10 protein-coding genes and 6 pseudogenes are annotated in these 19,359 nt (G+C 61.8%); 6 read left to right on the top strand and 10 right to left on the bottom strand.

Annotated features, from left to right (window positions below; translation table 11 throughout):
* Positions 1-15: 15 nt before the first annotated feature.
* The 4 genes from tssE to tssB all read right to left on the bottom strand — a co-directional run bounded on the left by tssE (position 16) and on the right by tssB (position 3,205).
* Entirely contained in the window at positions 16-474 is a 459-nt protein-coding gene (gene tssE, locus KVT39_RS34680; RefSeq protein ID WP_217591205.1) for a type VI secretion system baseplate subunit TssE, read from the bottom strand.
* On the bottom strand, positions 467-970 hold the full coding sequence (locus KVT39_RS34675) for an Hcp family type VI secretion system effector (protein WP_217591204.1): 504 nt from the start codon (positions 968-970) through the stop codon (positions 467-469). Before KVT39_RS34675 ends, tssE begins: the two co-directional genes overlap by 8 nt.
* Positions 971-1,187: 217 nt before the next feature.
* The gene (gene tssC, locus KVT39_RS34670) at positions 1,188-2,714 is read right to left on the bottom strand and encodes a type VI secretion system contractile sheath large subunit (RefSeq protein WP_217591203.1); all 1,527 of its coding nucleotides are present in this window, start codon (positions 2,712-2,714) and stop codon (positions 1,188-1,190) included.
* The gene (tssB, locus tag KVT39_RS34665) at positions 2,711-3,205 is read right to left on the bottom strand and encodes a type VI secretion system contractile sheath small subunit (protein ID WP_217591202.1); all 495 of its coding nucleotides are present in this window, start codon (positions 3,203-3,205) and stop codon (positions 2,711-2,713) included. The genes tssC and tssB overlap by 4 nt, the downstream gene beginning before the upstream one ends.
* Before the next feature lie 276 nt (positions 3,206-3,481).
* Between tssB and KVT39_RS34660 the strand changes: the two genes are divergently transcribed.
* The 3 genes and pseudogenes from KVT39_RS34660 to KVT39_RS34650 all read left to right on the top strand — a co-directional run.
* Complete coding sequence (locus KVT39_RS34660) at positions 3,482-5,278, top strand: ATP-binding protein (RefSeq protein WP_217591201.1); 1,797 nt, start codon at positions 3,482-3,484, stop codon at positions 5,276-5,278.
* Positions 5,275-6,009 (top strand): response regulator transcription factor, encoded by a 735-nt coding sequence (locus tag KVT39_RS34655; protein ID WP_217591200.1) that lies wholly within the window; start codon positions 5,275-5,277, stop codon positions 6,007-6,009. The genes KVT39_RS34660 and KVT39_RS34655 overlap by 4 nt, the downstream gene beginning before the upstream one ends.
* A pseudogene (locus KVT39_RS34650) lies at positions 6,000-6,276 on the top strand (type VI secretion system ImpA family N-terminal domain-containing protein); the annotation flags it as partial. The gene KVT39_RS34655 and the pseudogene KVT39_RS34650, both read left to right, overlap by 10 nt.
* Before the next feature lie 153 nt (positions 6,277-6,429).
* On the opposite strand, the pseudogene KVT39_RS34645 reads toward KVT39_RS34650, so the two are convergent.
* Positions 6,430-6,945, bottom strand: a pseudogene (locus KVT39_RS34645) (IS630 family transposase); the annotation flags it as partial.
* Positions 6,946-7,019: 74 nt separating this feature from the next.
* Positions 7,020-7,682 (bottom strand): annotated as a pseudogene (locus KVT39_RS34640) (IS6 family transposase); the annotation flags it as partial.
* A gap of 118 nt (positions 7,683-7,800) precedes the next feature.
* Here KVT39_RS34640 and KVT39_RS34635 point away from each other — a divergent pair.
* Positions 7,801-14,700, top strand: a complete 6,900-nt coding sequence (locus KVT39_RS34635) for a hypothetical protein (RefSeq protein ID WP_217591199.1) — start codon at positions 7,801-7,803, stop codon at positions 14,698-14,700.
* Between the two features lie 276 nt (positions 14,701-14,976).
* Here KVT39_RS34635 and KVT39_RS34630 read toward each other — a convergent pair.
* Positions 14,977-15,564, bottom strand: a pseudogene (locus KVT39_RS34630) (IS66 family transposase); the annotation flags it as partial.
* A gap of 65 nt (positions 15,565-15,629) precedes the next feature.
* On the opposite strand from KVT39_RS34630, the pseudogene KVT39_RS34625 reads away from it, so the two are divergent.
* Positions 15,630-16,636 (top strand): annotated as a pseudogene (locus KVT39_RS34625) (IS3 family transposase); the annotation flags it as partial.
* Between the two features lie 54 nt (positions 16,637-16,690).
* Here the strand turns inward: KVT39_RS34625 and KVT39_RS34620 are convergent.
* From KVT39_RS34620 to KVT39_RS34610, 3 genes are read right to left on the bottom strand one after another with little or no spacing between them, the layout of a single operon-like run.
* Positions 16,691-18,238, bottom strand: a complete 1,548-nt coding sequence (locus KVT39_RS34620; RefSeq protein WP_026044514.1) for an IS66 family transposase — start codon at positions 18,236-18,238, stop codon at positions 16,691-16,693.
* A 51-nt stretch (positions 18,239-18,289) separates the two neighbouring features.
* Entirely contained in the window at positions 18,290-18,637 is a 348-nt protein-coding gene (tnpB, locus tag KVT39_RS34615; RefSeq protein WP_017331451.1) for an IS66 family insertion sequence element accessory protein TnpB, read from the bottom strand.
* Positions 18,634-19,029 carry a transposase gene (locus KVT39_RS34610; RefSeq protein WP_241277420.1) on the bottom strand — a complete coding sequence of 132 codons (396 nt, stop codon included), beginning with the start codon at positions 19,027-19,029 and terminating at the stop codon, positions 18,634-18,636. Before KVT39_RS34610 ends, tnpB begins: the two co-directional genes overlap by 4 nt.
* Positions 19,030-19,124: 95 nt before the next feature.
* Here KVT39_RS34610 and KVT39_RS38205 point away from each other — a divergent pair.
* Positions 19,125-19,226 (top strand): annotated as a pseudogene (locus tag KVT39_RS38205) (IS3 family transposase); the annotation flags it as partial.
* Positions 19,227-19,359 lie beyond the last annotated feature (133 nt).

The following is a 19,359-nucleotide window of genomic DNA, read 5'->3' as shown; positions in this document are numbered from 1 at the left end:
CGAAATCGCTGCGCTTCAGGAAATCGTTTGGATATCGATCTTTCCGTTGCCGCTCACGGTCGTCAGGAAGCGCGCCGGCACGTCGAACGCGCCGATCATGAGCCGTGCGTCGAGGCTGAAGCGCAGCGTCGCCGTATCGGGCCCGCGCTCGGCGAGCGAGACGCGCGGCGTTTTCAGCCGCGGCTCGTAGCAGGTGATCACGCGCTCGATCTGCGCTTCGATCTCGCGAGCGGACCCCTGTGAGAAGCCGCCCGCGAGATTCGTGAAGTCCGGCACGCCGAAGGCCGGATCGATCGGCACGTGGCCCTGCCGCGTGTTCAGGATGCGGCGCAGATGATCGATGATCGAGCGCGCGAGCACGTCGGCGGGCGGCAAGCGGTCGTGCTCGCCCGCTTCGCGGTTCGCCATCCGCTCGAGCAGCCGGCACTCGAGCGTGCGTGGCACGCCGGCCAACGCCGATTCGCGATCAGCCATTCAGCCAGCTTGCTTCGCCCGAGACGCCCGATTCCTTGTGCTCCATCGAGAATCCCTGATACGTGAACGAGATGTCTTCCATATGGCCGAGCACGCCATCCTTGATGCCGTCGCCGCCGCCTTCGTGCGGCTTGCGCGAGTATTCGTCGATGTGGACGACCAGAACGTCCTTGAGCTTGAGCGTGAACTCGAGTTCGGTCGTTCCCGAGCCGTCCAGCTTCGGACGGTAGATCTCAAGCTCGAAGTCGGTCAGCTTCTCGCGCTTACCGAGCGCCTGCAGGAATTGCGGCGACGACCTGTCCATTTCCTTCGTCAACGTCAGCACGCCGCGAGCGGACGCACCGGGCGTCAAGCCATCCTGCATCTTGGCTGGCATGTCGTAGTCGTGCTTGAAGGCGTAGACGTGAATTTTTCCGTCGTGATTCTCCTGAACGACGGAGCCTTTGATTTCTCCCTGAGTCTTTCCTTTGACCTTGAGGTACATTCCGGCCAGCATGGCGGTTTCCTTTTTTGCTTGTCGGCGCAGTGCGCCGAATTGACGTAGACGCCTTCGGGCTCGACCCGACGTCGCCGGCGTCGAGCATGCGATGCCGGCGACAGTTCGTCACGCATCCGAAGCCGTCGGCGTGAATCGATTATCGAGTGGGCACGTTTGATTTCCGTTTCGCCGGGCCGGGCGAATGTTTCCGATAAAATCCGCGCAGCCCGCCTGCCTAGCGCTTTTCGAGCTTACCGACGAGCGACAGCGTGAAGAAGGCGCCCATGTACTTGAAGTGCGGCCGAACCTTCATATCCACGCGATACCAGCCGGGTTCGCCCTCGACGTCCGACACTGCGATTTTCGCCTGCCGCAGCGGGCGGCGGCTGCGTATGCTCTGCGAGGGGTTGTCCATGTCGACGACGTACTGGCGGATCCATTGGTTGAGCTCCTGCTCGAGATCGCCGCGCTCCTTCCACGAGCCGATGTTCTCCCGCTGGATCACCTTGATGTAATGGGCGAGCCGGTTGACGACGAAGATGTACGGCAGTTGCGTGCTGAGCCGATAGTTGAGCTCGGCCTCCTTGCCCTCCTTGCTGATGCCGAAGAACTTCGGCTTTTGCGTGGAGTTGGCGGAGAAAAAGGCGGCGTTGTCGCTGTTTTTGCGCATAGTCAGCGCAATGAAGCCCTGTTCGGCGAGCTCGAACTCTCGGCGCTCGGAAATCAGCACGTCGGTCGGGATCTTGTTCTGGATCTCGCCCATCGATTCGTACGCATAGAGCGGCAGATCGGTCACTGTTCCGCCACCTTGCGGCCCGATCACGTTCGCGCACCAGCGATAGTCGGCGAAGCTTGCGGTGAGCCGCGTCGCGAACGCGAACGCCGCATTGCCCCACAGAAAATTCGCGTCGCTGCCTTCGACGCGCTCTGCATAGTTGAAGCGCTTGACGGGTGTCGTGTTTGCGCCGTAAGGCAGCCGCAGCAGGAAGCGCGGCAGCGCGAGGCCGATGTAGCGCGCGTCTTCGCTTTCGCGAAACGCATTCCATTTCGCGTACTGCGGCCCCTCGAACAGCGAGGACAGATCCTTCACGTTCGGCAGCGTGCCGAACGAATCGATGCCGAAGAACGCGGGGCCGGCCGCCGCGATGAACGGCGTATGCGCCATCGCCGACGTGCTCGCGACGTATTGCAGCAGCTTGACGTCCTGCGCGCCGGGCCCGAACGTGTAGTTCGCGATGACCGCGCCGATCGGCTGGCCGCCGAACTGGCCGTACTCGGCCGTATAGACTTTCTGGTACAGCGCGGATTTCGTGATGTCGGGCGAATCCTCGAAGTCGTCGAGCAGCGCCGTTTTGCCGACAGCGAGAATCTGGATCTTCACGTTCTCGCGAAAGTCGGTCCGATCGACGAGAAACTTGAGCGATCGCCAGGTCGATTCGAGTTGCTGAAAGTCCGGGTCGTGGAGGATCGCGTCGACCTGCCGGCACAGCTTGCGGTCTATCTCGGCGATCATGTCGTCGATCGTCGCCTGGCTGACGGTCTCGATAGGGCGCTTCGGTTTAGCCAGATGAGCGACGAATGCCTGGATGCCGTGGCGCGTGATCAGGTACGCGTCTTCGTCGCGCTTCACGCGTGCGGCCTCGATCAGCTCGTCGAGCAGCGATGCGGGGGATTCGGGCGGCGTCGCGTCCGGCGCGTCGTCGTGCTTCGGGGATTGCATGTGTTCGCCTTCCATGGTCGTCTGTTCCGTGTCGCGGTTCATTGGTCGTCGAGGCCGAGTTCGTCGAGTAACTGCTTGCGCGTGCCCTTGTCGGCGACGATTTCCTGGATGCGCCTGCGAAAGACCGGAATATTTCCGAGCGGGCTCTTCAGCGCTTTCAACGCATCTCGCAGCGCGATCAACTGCTTCAGCTCGGGAACTTTCTCGACGATCGCGTCGGGCGAGAAATCGCGAATCGAATCGAAGCCGAGCGTGACGGACAGCCGGTTGTCCTCGCCGGCCTGATCATCCAGCAGATTCGGCACGCTGAGCGCGAGCTGGAGGTTCTGCGCCCTCATCACGTCGTTGAAGTCGTCCTTGTCGACGTTCACGGGCGTGAGCTCCTCGAGCGGCGGCTTGTCGGCGGCCGTCGAGAACTCGCCGAGCACGAGCACCTTGAGCGGTAGCTCGACCTCCGCCTGTGCGTCGCCCGTCGCCGGGCGATAGACGATGTTGACCCGCTCTTTGGGCGCGACGGATCCGTTCGTTGTCATGTGTTCGATTCTCCTCTTCGTTTCGCTTGCCGGCGACGGTCGTGCGCGGATGCGCACGAGGTCTTTCATGAACCGCTCGAAAGCTATATCGGCGGGGCAGTATCGAAGGAAAGTCGGAAGCGGCGTTAGCCGCTGGGTTCCATTTCTTGGTCGCTGGGTGCCGCCTTCGTTGCAGATGAAAAGAACCGGGTGACGCGTCGATAAGATCGCTTGATATCCGAAACAACGACCGTTTAGTATTCGCTGGCCGTTAGTATTTGCCGACCACTGAGACTTATGCACGGAAATTCCATCGATGCCGGACCACCTGCGCGCGCCCGGCCCGCACGCATCACACAGGCGGCGCACCGCGCGCCGCGCCGCGACGATCGCGCATTCTCGCCGGGCGGCGCGCTGAACGCCGCGGCGCTGTTGCTGCTGCTGTTCTACGCGAATCATCTGCTGTCGCGGCCAGGCACGTGCACATCGCTCAATCAAACGCTGTCGGCCGTCGTGTGGCCGGCGCCGGTGCTCGGCATTGCGTTGCTGCTGCACTGCCGGCGGCCGCTCGCGTGGTGGATTGGCGCGGCTTCGCTGTTCGGCACGTTGCTCGCCGCGGGCTCGCTCGACTGGGTGCCGTGGCACATCGACGCGCTGTTCGCGGCCGTCAACGTTGTCGCGGCGATCGCGGGCGCATGGCTCGCGCGACGCTATCTGACATCGGGCGGCGGAGTGGACACGCTGCGCGGCTTCGCGACGTTCGTGCTGCTGTTGCCGCTCGGCATGGCGGCGATGCACGCGACGCTCGCGGCGGCGATTCTGTCGGTGTGGATGAACGATCGCGTATGGGTGAGCGAATGGTCGCGCGCGTATGCGGCGAACGCGCTCGCGCTGGTCGCGTTGCTTCCGGCGCTCCTCACGTGGAACGCACGCGCCTGCCGCGCTGCGTGGTCGCGCAGTCGCAATCTGCTGGCGGCGCTCGCGACGTTCGGCTCGCTGTGCTTCGCGTCGATATGGAGCGACCAGGCCGAGGTCGCGCGCGCGTTGCTCGCGCTGTCGCTGAGCTGGGCGGCGCTCGAGGGCGGCCTCGTGCTCGCGTCCCATCTCAACGCGCTCGTGGCGATCGCCCTGATCGCGCTGACGCTTGGCGGGCGAGGTCCGTATGCGGTGCAATTCGGCGGTCACGGCGTTTGGGCGCTGCAGGTCGATCTGATCGGCGTCGCGCTCCTGCCGATGTGCATTGCGATCGCGACCGGCGAGCGACGGCGGCTAGAGCGGCAGATCGAGCGATCGAGGCGCTTTGAGTCGCTCGGCTTCTTCGCGGGCGGGATCGTTCACGATTTCAACAACGTGCTGACGGTAATCGGTTGTCATGCCGAATACGCATCCGAGCGGCTCGCGGGGGGCGCGCGCACGGACGAGTCGATCGACGAAATTCATCGCGCGGTCGAGCGGGGGCGCGATCTGACGACGCAGATCCTGCTCGCCGCGCGCCGCGGCGAGCCCGTGTTGACGAGGGTGAGCGTCGACGAGGTCGTCGACGAAGCGATCGCCGCGACGCGAGCGGCCGCCTTGCGCGGCATCGAGATCGTCCGGTGCGGCGATGGCGTGCGCGGCGACGCGCGTCACGTCGTATTCGCCGATCGCAGCCAGCTCGCGCGCGCGGTGATGAATCTCGTCGGCAACGCGGTGCGTGCAGCGCGCGAGGCGGTCGTCGTGCGCGTCGGCGCGACCGATGGAGCGAACGGCGACGGCGCGCCCGCCGCCGACGCGTTCGACGTCACGATCGGCGAGCCGTCGATGCCGGGCGGCGTGTGGATGGAGGTGAGCGACGACGGCGACGGCATCGAAGTCGAGCCGCTCGACCGCATCTTCGAGCCGTTCTATTCGAACCGGCCCGATGTGCAGAGCACGGGGCTCGGCCTGGCGATTGTCGCGGGCGCGGCGATCGCGCATCGCGGACAGATCGCCGTCGCGACAGATCGGGCCTATGGCTCCCGCTTTAGGCTCACGTTGCCGGCGGCGCATGGGACGGGCGCGTCGGGAGAAGCGGTCGGCGACGCGCGCCGCGCAGTACAGGAGAGGAAACGATGAACGCGATAAGGTCGCCGGTGGTGCTCGTCGTCGAGGACGACGAACCGTTGCGGCGCGTGCTGTGCAATTACCTGTCGGGCCACGGCATGGCCGTGGACGGCGTTGGGACGGCAGCCGCGGCCGCCGAATCGGTCGAGCGGCGCGAATACGAAATGGTGCTGCTCGATCTCGGCCTGCCGGATGGAGACGGCATCGACGTGCTGCTGCGCTGGCGCGATTCGCAGCGCTTCCCGCTCATCTGCGTGACGGGCCGTTGCGAGGAGGCCGATCGTATCATGGGCCTCGAATTCGGCGCGGACGACTACGTCGTGAAGCCGTACTCGCTGCGTGAGGTGCTCGCGCGGATGCGCGCTCTGTGGCGGCGCACCGAGCCGTCGACGATGCCCGTGCGGCGCGGCAAGCATCCGCGCGCATACCGTTTCGACGGCTACACGCTGAGCATGAACACGCGCCGGCTGTCGACGCCCGACGCGCGGGACATTCCGCTGACGGTCGGCGAATTCAATCTGCTGACGTTCTTCCTCGGCTCGCCGTCGCGCGTCGTCACGCGCATGCAATTGCTCGAGTGCACGCGCGCGTTCGACGACGTGTTCGACCGCGCGATCGACGTGCAGATCTGGCGGCTGCGCAAGAAGATCGAGAAGAATCCAAAGCATCCCGAACTGATTCGAACCGAGCGGGGCGTCGGATACTACTTCGCGGCGACAGACGTGGAGACGGTATGGGAATGAGCGAACGGCGTCAGCCGGACGGAGCGCCGCCGGGTGCGTACGCCCGTGGATTTCGACGCACTTGCCGCCCTGGGGCGCACGGACATCGATCCCGCCGCGCCCGCGGGGACCGACGTGCACGCCAACGCGCGGCTCGAGGCGTTGCACGTGGAACTTACGAAGTTCGCATCGCCGAGCGCGAGCGGGCACGTCGACTGGTGCGCGGCGATGAATCTCGCCGCCGGATTGCTGCGCGATCGAGGCAAGGATCTGCTCGTCGGCTGTTACTGACGAGTTCATTAAATAGTGCGTAATTTTTCGAGCGGCGTAACGGACATGTTTCTCGTTAAACAAGTTGCGAATCACGTGAGGTTCCTTCTGCCGGCGATGCAGATGGCTGCGGACATTCCGGATCATTTCCGCTTTGGTGGTCGGGCGGCTCTTGCCGAGCGCATTGGTTTTCACGCCCCGATTCAGCAACTCGTCCGGGTTCAGCTCGGGACAGTAGACTGGCAGCCGGATCAGGCGCAGGCGATCGGCGTGCGCGGCGACGAACTGCTCGATCGCTACGGAGCGGTGGACCGGATGCCCATCGACGATCAGGTAGATCTTCCGGGCAGCCTGCTTGGGCAGGCGCTTCAGGAACTCGATGAAGGTCGCGTTCCTGAACGTACCCTCGAATACCATGAAGCTCAACTTTCCACGGTTGGTGATGGCCGAAATCATGTTGCAACTGAAGCGTTTCCCGGTGGCTCGCTCGATCGGCGTTTGCCCTTTGAGGGCAAAGCTCGTACTGCTGATGTGATCACTGCGCAATCCCATTGCGTCGCCCCAGTAGATCGTTGCCTGCTCCCGCTTTGCCTCTTTCGCGATCCGCGGATAGTCTTCGTTCAGCCAGCGCGCGATCGCCGCATCGTTTCGCTCGTACGCACGCCGGACCGGTTTCTGGGCACGCATGCCCCATGCCTTGGTTTTGTCGCAATAATGGCGTCCAGGCGCATGAGCTCTGGAATGTATAGGAATCCTTCCGCAGCCAGCGAGTAGAACTGCTCGGCGGCCGTCTGGCTCTTGCGAACTGCCTTCGTTTGCGCTTTGGCGATCATGTGCGTGACTTCGATGCCGCCGAGCAGGATGCGGGCGCAGTGAAAATCCTTGAAGCCCATCATCGGTCGGATTCGGCGCTTGATGGCGCGGTGATCCTGCTCGACGATGTTGTTCAGATATTTTGGCCGACGAATCTTGATCGGCTGTTCGCGGGTCGCGTTGAGGTCCTTGAGCGCCGCCAGGTTTGCCCCGCTTTTGTCGATCGTCACGGTCTCGGGTGCACCGTTCTGCGCGATCGATTTTTCGAAATACCGACGGGCGGCAGCCTTGTCCCGGCGGGCCCGCAGCAGAAAATCGATGGTGTTGCCCGCCTTGTCGACGGCCCGATAGAGGTATTTCCAGGCGCCGTTGACCTTGATATACGTCTCGTCCATCCGCCAGCTTTTTCCGACCGACCGCTTGCGCTGGCGGAACGCCTTTTCCAGCACTGGCAGCAACTTGATGGCCCATCGATGCACCGTCGAATGGTCCACCGACACGCCCCGTGCAGCTATCATTTCCTCGAGGTGGCGCAGGCTCAGGAGGTACGCAACATACCAGCGCACGCACAGCAGGATCACATCGAACGGGTAGTGCAGTCGCTGGAACACCCGCGCTTCAGGATCGCATCATGCGTTGCCGCATCGCTCACTTCGCCTCCATTCCGATCTCGCAAGCTTACCAGGCCGCCTTACTGCGACAGAACCCAAACTCGTACTTCTCAAACTCATGCCTATCCGCTCTTCGACGCACACCACCACGGCGCAACACCCGTTTCTGATCAGCAATGTCGGCCCTTCAGCCTCGCCGCGCATGGCGATGCACGAAGCGATATCGGGAATCAGGCAAAGCGGAGACGCGGTGCCGGGAGGGCCGCCACGCCAGGCGGGCGAGCACGCGTCGAACCAACCAGGTGCATCGGCTCATCGCACCGCGACGATCGCGGATCATCTCGGCAGTCGGCCCGGTGCGACGGACATGTGGTCTCCGGCTGATCAAATCCAGTTTTCTACGAAGTCAAGTACGGCCCGGCAGGCGCATAGCGAGGTCGGCAGGAACCCGGCCACGCCCGATGCGAGTGCCATGATGGCCGCATCCCGTTGGATGGGGACGATGCCGGGTTTCGACGGCACGCACATGGGTCTGGAAAGAGAACTGATTAGCACGCGTCTTCGAGGCGGGGCGCGAAGCGAATCGCGCAACGGGCAGAACGGGCAGAACGGGCCAGCGGAAGCCGATCGCGCGATGGATCGCGACAAACCGTCGAAGCGGTTCGGCGAGCGCGCCCAGAATGACAACGGCCATGAGACGCAGGCGTTTTTCGAGCGCGGACAGGACGCACCGGCTCCATGGGACGCGTGCTTCGAAGAAGATTCCCGGAACAATGCCTTTGCAAAATCCGGTGCTGCAACCTCTCTTGACAAGACACTGCCGGTCGACTGTCCAGCGCTTCGACGGCAAGTGGAAAACTTGCGATATCTGCAGGACTGGGACAACACGACCAGCGTGCTGCTCAAGATGGTGGCCGGGAAATGGCACTCCGAAGGCGTCGCGCTTTCTGCCGAGAGCGATAACGACCGCCTTCTCGAGCAACTGAGCGCGTTCGATTGGCAACACGCGCTCCGCGACGCGCCGGCGGACTTGCGGCAATTTGCCCGGACAGTCGCCGCCGAACTGGAGCGCCAGCCGAACGACTATCAAGCCTTGCTGTCCGGCGTCGCGTCCCGTGCGGAGAGTGCGCCTGCCAAGGCGCGAGACCCTCAGGGAGCCACGACCCGCGTGCTGTCGAACATGGCGTGGAACGTGATCAGCAAGGTGACGGAAAAGCTCATTCTTGAAGCACTTCCCATTGCCGAACTCAAGGCATTCAAGGACGTCTCCGAGGAACTGCGCAGCATCTACACGGGCAACTTTACCCCGCAGAGAAAACTGGAGGAATTGAGCGGGGCGCTGGAACGCCTCGGGCGCAAGCTGACTGCGCGCGGCCGCCAGAGCTGGCAAGGGTTTCATGCCCTGAAGGGCTATCTGGACGTCGTCACGCCCTGGCTGAAAGAGCTTAGCGCCCAATGGATGACGGTGGAATTGGGCATCGAGGCGGTGCGCAATACCGAGTCGATGCTGGGCCAGGTGCAAGGCGTGCTGCAACTCACTGGGACCATGTTGTCCAGCCAGCAACTGGCAAAGGCGGTGGCCCCCGACACGTTGTCGGGTCTCGTCGAGGGGGTAAGCGCGATCCGGCAAACCCTGGCGCAGGTTCAACTCTGGCAGGCGCTGCCCGGCGATGCCCGCCTGGATGACTACCTGGGCATTGTGGCCGAGAACCCGTTGGTCAAGAAGGTCCTGGATGAATCCGCGCTGAAACTCGGGCAGGCATTGGCGCAAGTGCAAAGGGCTTCACCGTATCCGAGCGACGGGCCGCTCTCCGCGAAACTCGCCTGGCTGGCCGGCACGCTATCCAGCCCGGCGTTGCGCGAACGCCTGCAGCCGCACCTGGAAATGCTGCTAGGTGGCAAGCCGCAGGCAGATCAACTGTTTGCGATCTTCCAGTTGGTCGACCAGTTGCGGCACTTCCCCGTGGACAGCTCGCTCGGCGGGCAGGCGCTCTGGCTGTTGTCCATGCTGAACCCGAATATCGGCGACACCCCGGCGTTGGCATGGATCCAATCATTCCAATCGGCATTAGGCGCTGACCCGGTCACGCTCTCGCTGGTGAATCGGCTGCTGACGCTGAATCGGAGCCAGGAGTCCCGGCTGTCCTTGATGCGGGACCTTTCCAGGGCCGTCGCGCCTTCGCTCGGAGAACTGGCGCTTAGCCAGGCTGCCAACCACTCCCTGCCGACGGCGATGGCGCGGGAGCTGGAGAAGTTCTATCAGGAAAGCAGTGCCACCGAGAGCTGGGCTGGCATGGCCGGACGCATGGCCCGCAGCCTCTTGACCGTTGCCAAACCCTATGTGATCGGCACACTGATGAGCGACCCGTTGGCCGCCGCCACCGTGGAATACGCCGAGGCGATTCAAAAGCACACCAGCTGGGAAGAGACGCTGTGCTGGTTCGTGGCCCACGATACGAGCCAGGACAAGACGCTGCAATACGCCTACAGCCAGTATCTGAACGCCATGCTGGTGTGGCAGGTGTATCAGGCGTTGAACAGCCGCGACTCGAACCAGACCGAAGACAAGCTGCGACAACTGGCGCGACAGCTGAAAGACTACCAGGCGGTGAAAAGCTATCCGCAGCTGGAGAAGCTGATCGACCTGATTCCGCTGCTGCCGGCGTTGCGGGAAGCGTATAAGACGATCGGCGCCCAGCCGCCCGCCGATTCGTGGCTGGGCTGGGGCGATCAGTGGCTGGAGGCGCTGGCCGCGAGCAAGAGTCCGAGCCTGCTGGCACTGCGTGACGACTTGTCCCGCAAGGTGGAGACCTGGCTGGCCGACGCAGTGATGCAGGCGTGCGATACGGCCGTTCAGCAACCGTGGGGGCTGTTGCCGGGGGCGTCGGCGGCCTCCGTGCCGCCCGACACCATCGCAGCTGGCGGAACAACCGCCCGATCCACGGCGGCGTCCGGCCTCGTCGCGAACTGGCAGCTGGGTGCCGGTATCGGCCTGGAAGCCCTGGGTCTGGCCGCGATCGGCTATGCTGTGTGGCAATGGCGCCAGGGCGGCCAGGCGGCCCCCTCGGCTCACGACATCGAAATGCAGGAAATCTTGGTGCGTCCGCCCACGACGGAGCAGCCGCAAACCGACACCGCCGCGTTCCTGGCACCCGCAGCGGCGAACCCGGTCACAGCCGCACCCGCTGCCCAGCCGTCGTCGCTGAATCGGACGCTGCCGCTGCCGCTGCTGCTGGGCGTGGCGGGCGTGGGCGCGATGGCGGCCGGCGGGGCGTTCCTGTACCGCTGGGCCAGCAACGGCACGGCCCCAGCGTCTGCGCAGACACCGACCAGCGCGACGCAACAGGCAGGCGAGGTGGAGCGCGATCTGGATTTCGATAATCCGATCTACACGCGGTACATCGACGAAATCCTGAAGGAAGAACAGCAGTTGCGTGCGGCCCCTCACGCGACACAACCGAGCGCCGCCAGCCAGGCGATGCTCGAACAGGATTGGTGGGCGGGTTTTGAGCTTAAGCCTATCGACGTTCAGAGCCTGCTGGAGCGGGAGAGCCGAATCTTCGGCGCACACGAGGAGAGCGGGACGGGATCGACGATCGGGCCGGTCGCGTCGCGTTTGGGTCCGGCATCGTCCCTCCTTGGTGCCAGCCATTCGGCGGCGGATTCCGTCAAACCCTCCAGAACGAAGCGTGAGGTGGCTTCCGGCAACGGACCCGCCACGCCGGCCCAAACCGGCGCCACTTCCACAGTTGCACCTTTGGATCCGGCAGCGGCTGACGCCAGACGCGAGCTCGATTTTTCGGCATACGACGACAGACTGGCTACGACGTTCAACCAGCTATGGGATGACGCCGCTCGTCGGCCGCTTCCTGACGGGCTTTCCGCCGCGGGAAAGAAGGACTATTACCTGATTCGATTTCATGTGCTTTTGTTTTCTGAAATTGACTCTATAAATTTAGAAAATCCTGACATAATGAGCCGATTGCTTGGCCCTCGCGTCAATGCTCAACAAGATGAGCGCGATTATGCCAGATACCGCGCGAACGAGCGATGGATGATGGCCGCAGTTGCTTTGGCAGATCAAGTGAAAGAGAAAATATCTCACACAAGCGATGCCAGCGTCTATCTGGATTCCTTGACGGCGCCCGAATACATTTTGAATTTGAAACGATCGTCCGAGATTGGAGATGTCTCGGATGACATCTATTTCCAGCAGCGGCAAGCATGGCTTGACTTCCCAGCATCAAGTGACAGACGCAGCCAATTTCTGAATCAGATCGATCTAACGAACACCGAAAAAATGTGGCGTCAGGCAATCGTTGACGAAGAAGAAGATTTCCTCAATCTGGTTGGTCAATTAACCCAAAATCAAGCATTTGATGGTTATCCAGATCTATTTGTACATGCCTTTAAAATGGAAGTTGAGGCGTTGGCGCATGAAATGGTGACGCTGTTAAATCAGCCAATCCCGGTAGATTCCTCGCCAAGCAGGGAGGTGCGCCTCGAATTTCGTCGAATGAAAAAATTTCATCTCGTCAATCTGCTGGTCGATGATATGGAGAATTACGACATCTGCAGGAGACTGAAAGCGTATGGCCCATTGCACGGGAGGTATTCCGGAGACCGAGCGGTCTTCGAGGCAAAAAAGGTGGCCGCCGAACTGGTTTCACAAAAATTTGGAAATAATGCCAGCGCTTCGGTGTTGTCAACCGATGAAAAAATCATTGCCTATTATCAGATATTGAATAATCCAGGTGTTTCTGATGAGGTTAAATTTTATTTGACGAGGGCCGCGTCGCTGGCATTCTTCATGATGACGACCGGTGGCGATGCTGGCGCGTATCGGCGATGGGATAGCGTGATGTTTGCGAATTTTAATTCCGCGTCAAATAATGCTGGATACTATAAACGCCTTTATGAAAGCGAGCCGCCCGGCTATCGAGGCCTTGATACCTTCAGAAAGAGCGATGCAACCGAAACCTGGGCGGAATATTATAACCAATTTGTTGACTATAGAAATAATTCGCGGGATTTCGATGCGCGCAGGATGGCCTACAGCACATTGCTTGGGCTCGGCTTGACCGATTACGACATTAGTCAAATGAAGCCAAGGAAAATTGTCTACGGCAATCTGACCACTTATTTTGATGCGGATCCTTTGATAAAAGCTCTTCTAAATTCTGGGGGCGACAGACGGCCAAACGGCCCCGGCGACGGTATATTTCACGGTAATCTTCGCGATGGCACGTCGATGCCCGGAACAATAGGATTTATTCCACTGGAAGATGGCAGAATCTTGGCGATCGCCGGTCTGAATTTGAAAATCGTTGCCAAAATATTTGACCAGGCGGCAGTTGCGTCGAGTCGGACCTTGCGAGAAGTCAGGGATTCGGAGCATTTGCCTTACGATACTTACCCTAGAAACAATTTTCCGCAACTGGAAGGGAAAGTGCTGTTGGATACCGTGCTGCGGCCACTATTTGGAAGTGACGCTAACGCGTTGATCACCGGACCTCAAAGCCAGCGTGGGTTCCCGATATTGAATCCGCCGGTTCAGCGGTCAGGTCGAAACGGCCAAATTAGAACAGTAACCTCGCACCCCCGTGGAGGCAGCAAATTGCTTCCGGTCGTGGACGAGGTGATGAGGGAAAATCTGAATCAATGGGTCGACCTTCTCAAAACCAGCTATCGGGACAGAAATTTCTGGAGCACGGTCCTGGAATTGGTCCCGCTTTATAGTGAGATGGAACAACATATTTCAGATCCGGAGCACCGGCTCAACCTCAATAGCATTACCTGGGATGTGGTCGGCATCCTTGCGTCGATCGTGCCGGCAATTGGCGGCATCACCAGACTCGGCTCGAGTGGGAGTGCGATCGTCAGGAACGCGATTTTTACCAACCTGGATAGGGGACTGACCGGCAAGGCGCTCGCGCGGGGCGTGTTCGCCACGCTGAGCCAACATGCCGGCGAGTTGGCCTCGCTTGGATTAAAGGGCCTTGCCTATGCGGCCTATGCCGGCGTGGACGCCGCTTCGCCGATCTCCCCAGGGGTGTTTGTTTCGCCCGTGATGCGTGGCAGCCAATACATCAGACAGTATCGTCGGGGACAGGCAGCGGCTCGACAGTTCGCGAGAGGCGAGTTGGAGGCGCTTGGCGGGGCCACACGGGTCTCGGTGATGCCCAATAAAGCCATCACGTTACGAGGCAGCCAGTTTGCGCCGGGCGAGGTGATCGAGGAGAGTCGCGCGCTATTTCAACCACTTGGCCGCAAGCAACCTGTAGTCAGGCGAGCGGGCAAGGATGCTCCCTACGAAAGGGTAGATGCGTGTGCCGCGGCGCCGGGATCGCGTCGTATTGTTAGACGAGGCGTCGAGGATCTATTTGCGGCCTGCTTTCCCGCCGGCCGTTCCATCGGTGCGGGGGCGCCGCCGGTGCTGACCCGGCCGGCCTCCGAGCAACAGCGCGTGATTGTCGGCCAACCGTCCACCGCGTTGCCGGCAGAGATGAGCTCTTACCTGACTGAGTTGCGAGCCAATCCCGAGATCGCACCTTTGATGGCGAATCCGAGAGAGCGCTGCAGAGAGATCGCGCCGAAGGTGGCGCAGTTCATGCGGGACAAGGGCATGCAGAATATCCAGTACCGGGGGATGTACATGTGGTCCAATGCCGGTGACAACTTTCCCAGAAATCACTATGTCGTCACGGGCACCAAGAATGGGGAAACCTATGTGTTTGATCTGACTGCGAATCAGTTTGCAGATCGAGGCATGCCATCCCTCGACGCGCCCCTGATCTTGCCGGAGGCTGCCTGGGCGCAGCGATTTCAAACTGCCAGCCCCCGCACGCTGATCAAATACAAGGACTTCGACTCGCTGCCCGACGCAGGACATGTATTCGACGGATTAGACAGGCCCTTGCCCACGGATACGCTTCGAAACGCGAACGGCCCGGTAGTCGACGGTGTGTACGTGCTGGCCGAGCCGGTGTGGTATCGGAGGTTTCCGGTTCAGTCATAACAGTCTCACTGGCTTGTATTTTGTCGCTTGGGGCGGCCGCTGCGCCAGCAAATCGCGCAGCGGCCGGTTGACCCTGCCTCGAATCCACGTACAGCAAGAAGTTTGATAACTTTTTGACTATATGGAGAAGAACGGTAAGCGGCTCGGCGCGACCAGTTCCATATTCGCGCGCGCGTGGGGCATGATGTGAGAGCTTGGGGAGTTCCGTGAGGATCACGTGAGATCGTGCCCACGATCGTGGATCATGGGCACGATCTATCTGGATCTATGAAGCAGTCAGGCAGTGCCATGCGAGCTGACCAACGTCAGCTTGTCGACCACATTCCAAGGCAGCAGTTCGTCGACGCGGGTGATGACGTGATCAGCGATGTGGGTCAGGACGTATTCCAGATAGGCGCGCGGGTTGATGCCATTGAGTTTGCACGTCCCAATCAAGCTGTACATCGCGGCGGCCCGCTCACCCCCGCTGTCGGAACCAGCGAACAGGAAGTTCTTTCTCCCGAGGCTCACGCAACGCAGGGCGTTTTCTGCCAGCGTGTTGCTGATCTCGGCTTGCCCATCCTCGCAGAACAGCGTCAGCGCAGTCCAGTGATTCAGCGAGTACTGGATCGCGCCGGCCAGCTCCGACTTGCGCGACAGCGTCGCGAGCTAGGCCCGGATTCTCGCTTCGAAGGCGTCCAGCAGCGGTTTGCTTTTCTCATGCCGCACGCGCTGCCGTTCATCGGGCGGCTTGCCGCGGATGTCGACTTCAATGCCGTAGAACTCGCCGATCATCTCGAGCAGTTTCTGGGTCTCGGCCGTCGGTGTGCTCGCGTGGATCTCGTAGTATTTTCTCCGCGCATGGTCCCAACAAGCAGCCTCGCGGGTAATCCCCCCGAAAAACCGGTGTAATCGGAAGTAGAATTTTCTCGTTGAGGGAGTTCTACAGCATGAAGAAGTCGAGATTCACGGACAGCCAGATCATGGACGCGCTCAAGCGCGTGGAATCGGGGCTGTCGGTGCCGGACCTGTGCCGGGAGCTGGGCATCAGCACGGCGACGTTTTACAAATGGCGCTCGAAGTACGGCGGCATGGACGTCTCGCTGATCGCACGGATGAAGGAGTTGGAGGCGGAGAATGCCCGGCTGCGCAAGATGTACGTCGAGGAAAAGATCAAGGCCGAGATCGTGGCGGAGGCGCTCGCAAAAAAAGAGTGAGGCCATCTTGCCGGCGTGAGATGGCCATGCATGCGGTGTCCAGCCGGGGCATATCGATCCGGCTGGCATGTGAGGCATTTGGGATCAGCCAGGCCTGTTATCGGTACGTCGGTCGGCGCAGCGCCGAGAACGACGAGATTGCGAACTGGCTGCTGCGGCTGACCGACAACCATCGGAACTGGGGCTTCGGGCTGTGCTTCCTGTACCTGCGCAACGTGAAGGGCTTCGGGTGGAATCACAAGCGCGTGTACCGGATCTATCGCGAACTGGAGCTGAACCTGCGGATCAAGCCGCGCAAGCGGCTGGTCAGGCAGGTACCGGAGCCGCTGGCGGTGCCGTGCGCCGTCAACCAGGTCTGGTCGATGGACTTCATGCACGACCAACTGGCCGACGGACGCAGCATCCGGCTGTTCAACGTGATCGATGACTTCAACCGCGAGGCACTCGGCATCGAGATCGACTTCTCATTGCCGTCCGAACGCGTGATCCGGGCGCTGCGGCAGATCATCGGTTGGCGCGGCAGGCCAGAAGCGATTCGGTGCGATAACGGGCCCGAGTACCTGAGCGCAGCGATCATCGAATGGGCCCGACAGTACGGCATCAGGCTCGACTACATCCAGCCGGGCAAGCCGCAGCAGAATGCGTATGTCGAACGATTCAACCGGACCGTGCGGTATGAATGGCTGTCGCAGTACCACTGGGAAGACTTGGACCACGTGCAGCGCTTCGCGACCGATTGGTAAGCGTGCGACTCGTATCGTAGCGGCAGGAGTTGGCGGACGGAGATGTGCGGTTCAGTGAACCGGCGCGGTGCGGGCGGTGGCCGGCAGCAGCGACACGACGTTCCACGGCAGCAGTTCGTCGATGCGGTTGATCGAGTGATCGGCGATGCGGTCGATGACATGATGCAGGTAGGCCTCGGGATCGATCCCGTTCAGGCGTGCGGAGCCGATGAGGCTGTACATCGCGGCCGCGCGTTCGCCGCCGGAATCGGCGCCGGCGAACAGATAGTTCCGGCGGCCGATGGCTACCCCGCGCAGGGCGCGTTCGGCCGGCAGGTTATCGATCTCCACTCGGCCGTCGCTGCAGTAGTAGACGAGCGCGGGCCAGCGGTTCAGGGCGTATTGAATCGCTTTGCTGGTATCGGATTTCCCCGACAGCGTCAGGAGCGTCGCTTCGAACCACTGCTTCAGGCTGTCGAGCAGCGGAACCGCATGGGTCTGTCGGATTCGCCGACGCTCGTCAGGTGGTTTGCCGCGGATCTGCGCCTCGATCTGGTACAGCGCGCCGATGCGCTCGAGCGCTTCAGTCGTAATCGGCGACTTCCTCACAACATGCAGGTCGTGCAGCTTACGTCGCGCGTGCGCCATGCAGGCCGCTTCCTGGATCCGCCCACTCTTGTAGAGCTCGGCGTAGCCGGCGAAGGCATCCGCCTGCAACACGCCCTGGAAGTCGGCTAGGTGCCGCTGCGGATGTTCACCGCGGCGATCCGGCGTATAGGCAAACCAGACCGCAGGCGACTCGGTCGAGCCTGCGGGCCGATCGTCACGCACGTAGACCCAGAGACGCCCGGTCTTGGTCTGGCCGTTACCCGGCGCAAGCACGGGCAGTGGCGTGTCGTCGCCATGGACCTTGACGCCGCCGAGCACGTATTGGCGTAGCACGTCGACCAGCGGGCTGAGCAATGCGCTGATCGAGCCCATCCAGTAGGCCATCGTGCCGTGATCGAGCTCGACGCCCTCGCGGGCGTAGATCACGGACTGGCGATACAGCGGTACGTGGTCGGCGAACTTCGAGATCGCGATGTGGGCCAGCAGGGCCGGGCCCGGCAGGCCACGATCGATCGGCCGACTCGGCGCCGCCGCTTGCACGATGCAATCGCAGCACGCGCAGGCCAGCTTCGGACGACGATGGCGGATCACCCGGAAGTGGCTGCGCACGAATTCAAGCTGCTCGGACACGTCTTCGCCAAGCGCCTTCAGGGCGCCGCCGCAATCGGGACAGGCCACGTGCTCCGGTCGATACTCGCGCTCTTCGCGCTCCAGATGTTCGGGCAGCGGCTTGCGCCCCGTCGCTTCGGCGCGTTTGCGCTCGGGCTTCGACTGAGCCACCCCGGCGGCGCCTTCATCGGCCTGCAGATCCTCGAGCCGAAGCTCGAGCTGTTCGATCTCTCGTTCGATCTTCTCCGACTTGCGACCGAACTGCATCCGTCGCAGCTTGGCGATCGTCAGCTTCAGATGCTCGATCTCGATCGCGCGCGACGAGAGCTGCTCGCGCAAATTGGCGACCATTGCCTTGAGCGCGTCGATATCGTCGGGGAGGTCGGTGGAAGGGGCAGACATGCGGGGAGTTTACACGGCGTCGCCGTCGAGCCCCCCGCGCGTAATGAACGTTTACAACGCGCTGCGCGGGCGCGCCGCGTCGATCGGCTGCCGCCAATCGAATCCCTCGAGCAGGAGCGAGAGTTGGGCGGTCGTCAGCGCGACCACGCCGGCATCGGCGCGCGGCCAGGCGAAACGTCCCTTCTCGAGCCGTTTCGCCAGCAAGCATAGCCCGCCGTCGCTCCAGTACAAACACTTCAGCAAGTCACCACGCTTGCCGCGGAACACGAACACATGACCGGAGAACGGATCCTTCTCCAGCACGGTTTGCACCTTCGCGGCGAGCGAATTAAAGCCGCAGCGCATGTCCGTCGTACCGGCCGCGATCCAGATCCGGGTGTTCTGAGGCAAGCCGATCATCGTAGAATGCGATCGAGAACGGAGCGCAGCACGGCCGAATCCGGCGTGCCTTCGATACGAATCGACGTCTTGCCGTGCTGGATTTGGATCGAGCCAAGCGGCACGCCAGTCGCAACGGGGGTATCAATTGCCATCGGCGATGGAGCGAGCGGTGCGGTAGCTTCGTCGACGACCACCGGCAGCATCGCCTCCGGGTTCGCGTCGTCCGTTAACAAGCCTTGCGCATAGAGGCGGCGCCACGCCCACACCTGATTGGCATTGATATTGTTCTCGCGAGCCACACGGGCCACCGACGCGCCAGGCTCGAAAGTCTGTGCGACGATGGTCCGCTTCCACTCCGTTGGATGTCGGCGAGTTTGGCGTTTCGGCGGAATCTCGACTGTCTGAGTCACTCTGTCCACAACTCCTATCGTGGACACGACCGGTCATTCGTGCCCTTCGATTTCCATCATGGCATTCGTCACCGAGCGTTCATAGACGGTACAGGTCTCGCGCTTACACCGATTGGATGTGGACTTACAATCATGACCGCCCGAACATGGCCCTGGGCGGATTTACGCCAAAGCAGCGGTTGGCCATGGCCGCTTAGTTTCTACTTCTGAACCCCGTGGAAAACGGGGGGATTACCCGCGGATCTTGCCACTTAGAGACGGTTTCATAAAGACAGCTCAGTGCGCCGGAGGGTATTCCAGCAGATCAGGCAGCAACCGAGTTTGAGGAAC

The sequence above is a fragment of the Burkholderia sp. GbtcB21 genome, from assembly GCF_019091065.1.
Classification (GTDB): domain Bacteria; phylum Pseudomonadota; class Gammaproteobacteria; order Burkholderiales; family Burkholderiaceae; genus Burkholderia; species Burkholderia pyrrocinia_C.
The sequence above is the reverse complement of the archived record's forward strand: the minus strand, read 5'-3'. Positions and strand labels throughout refer to the sequence as shown.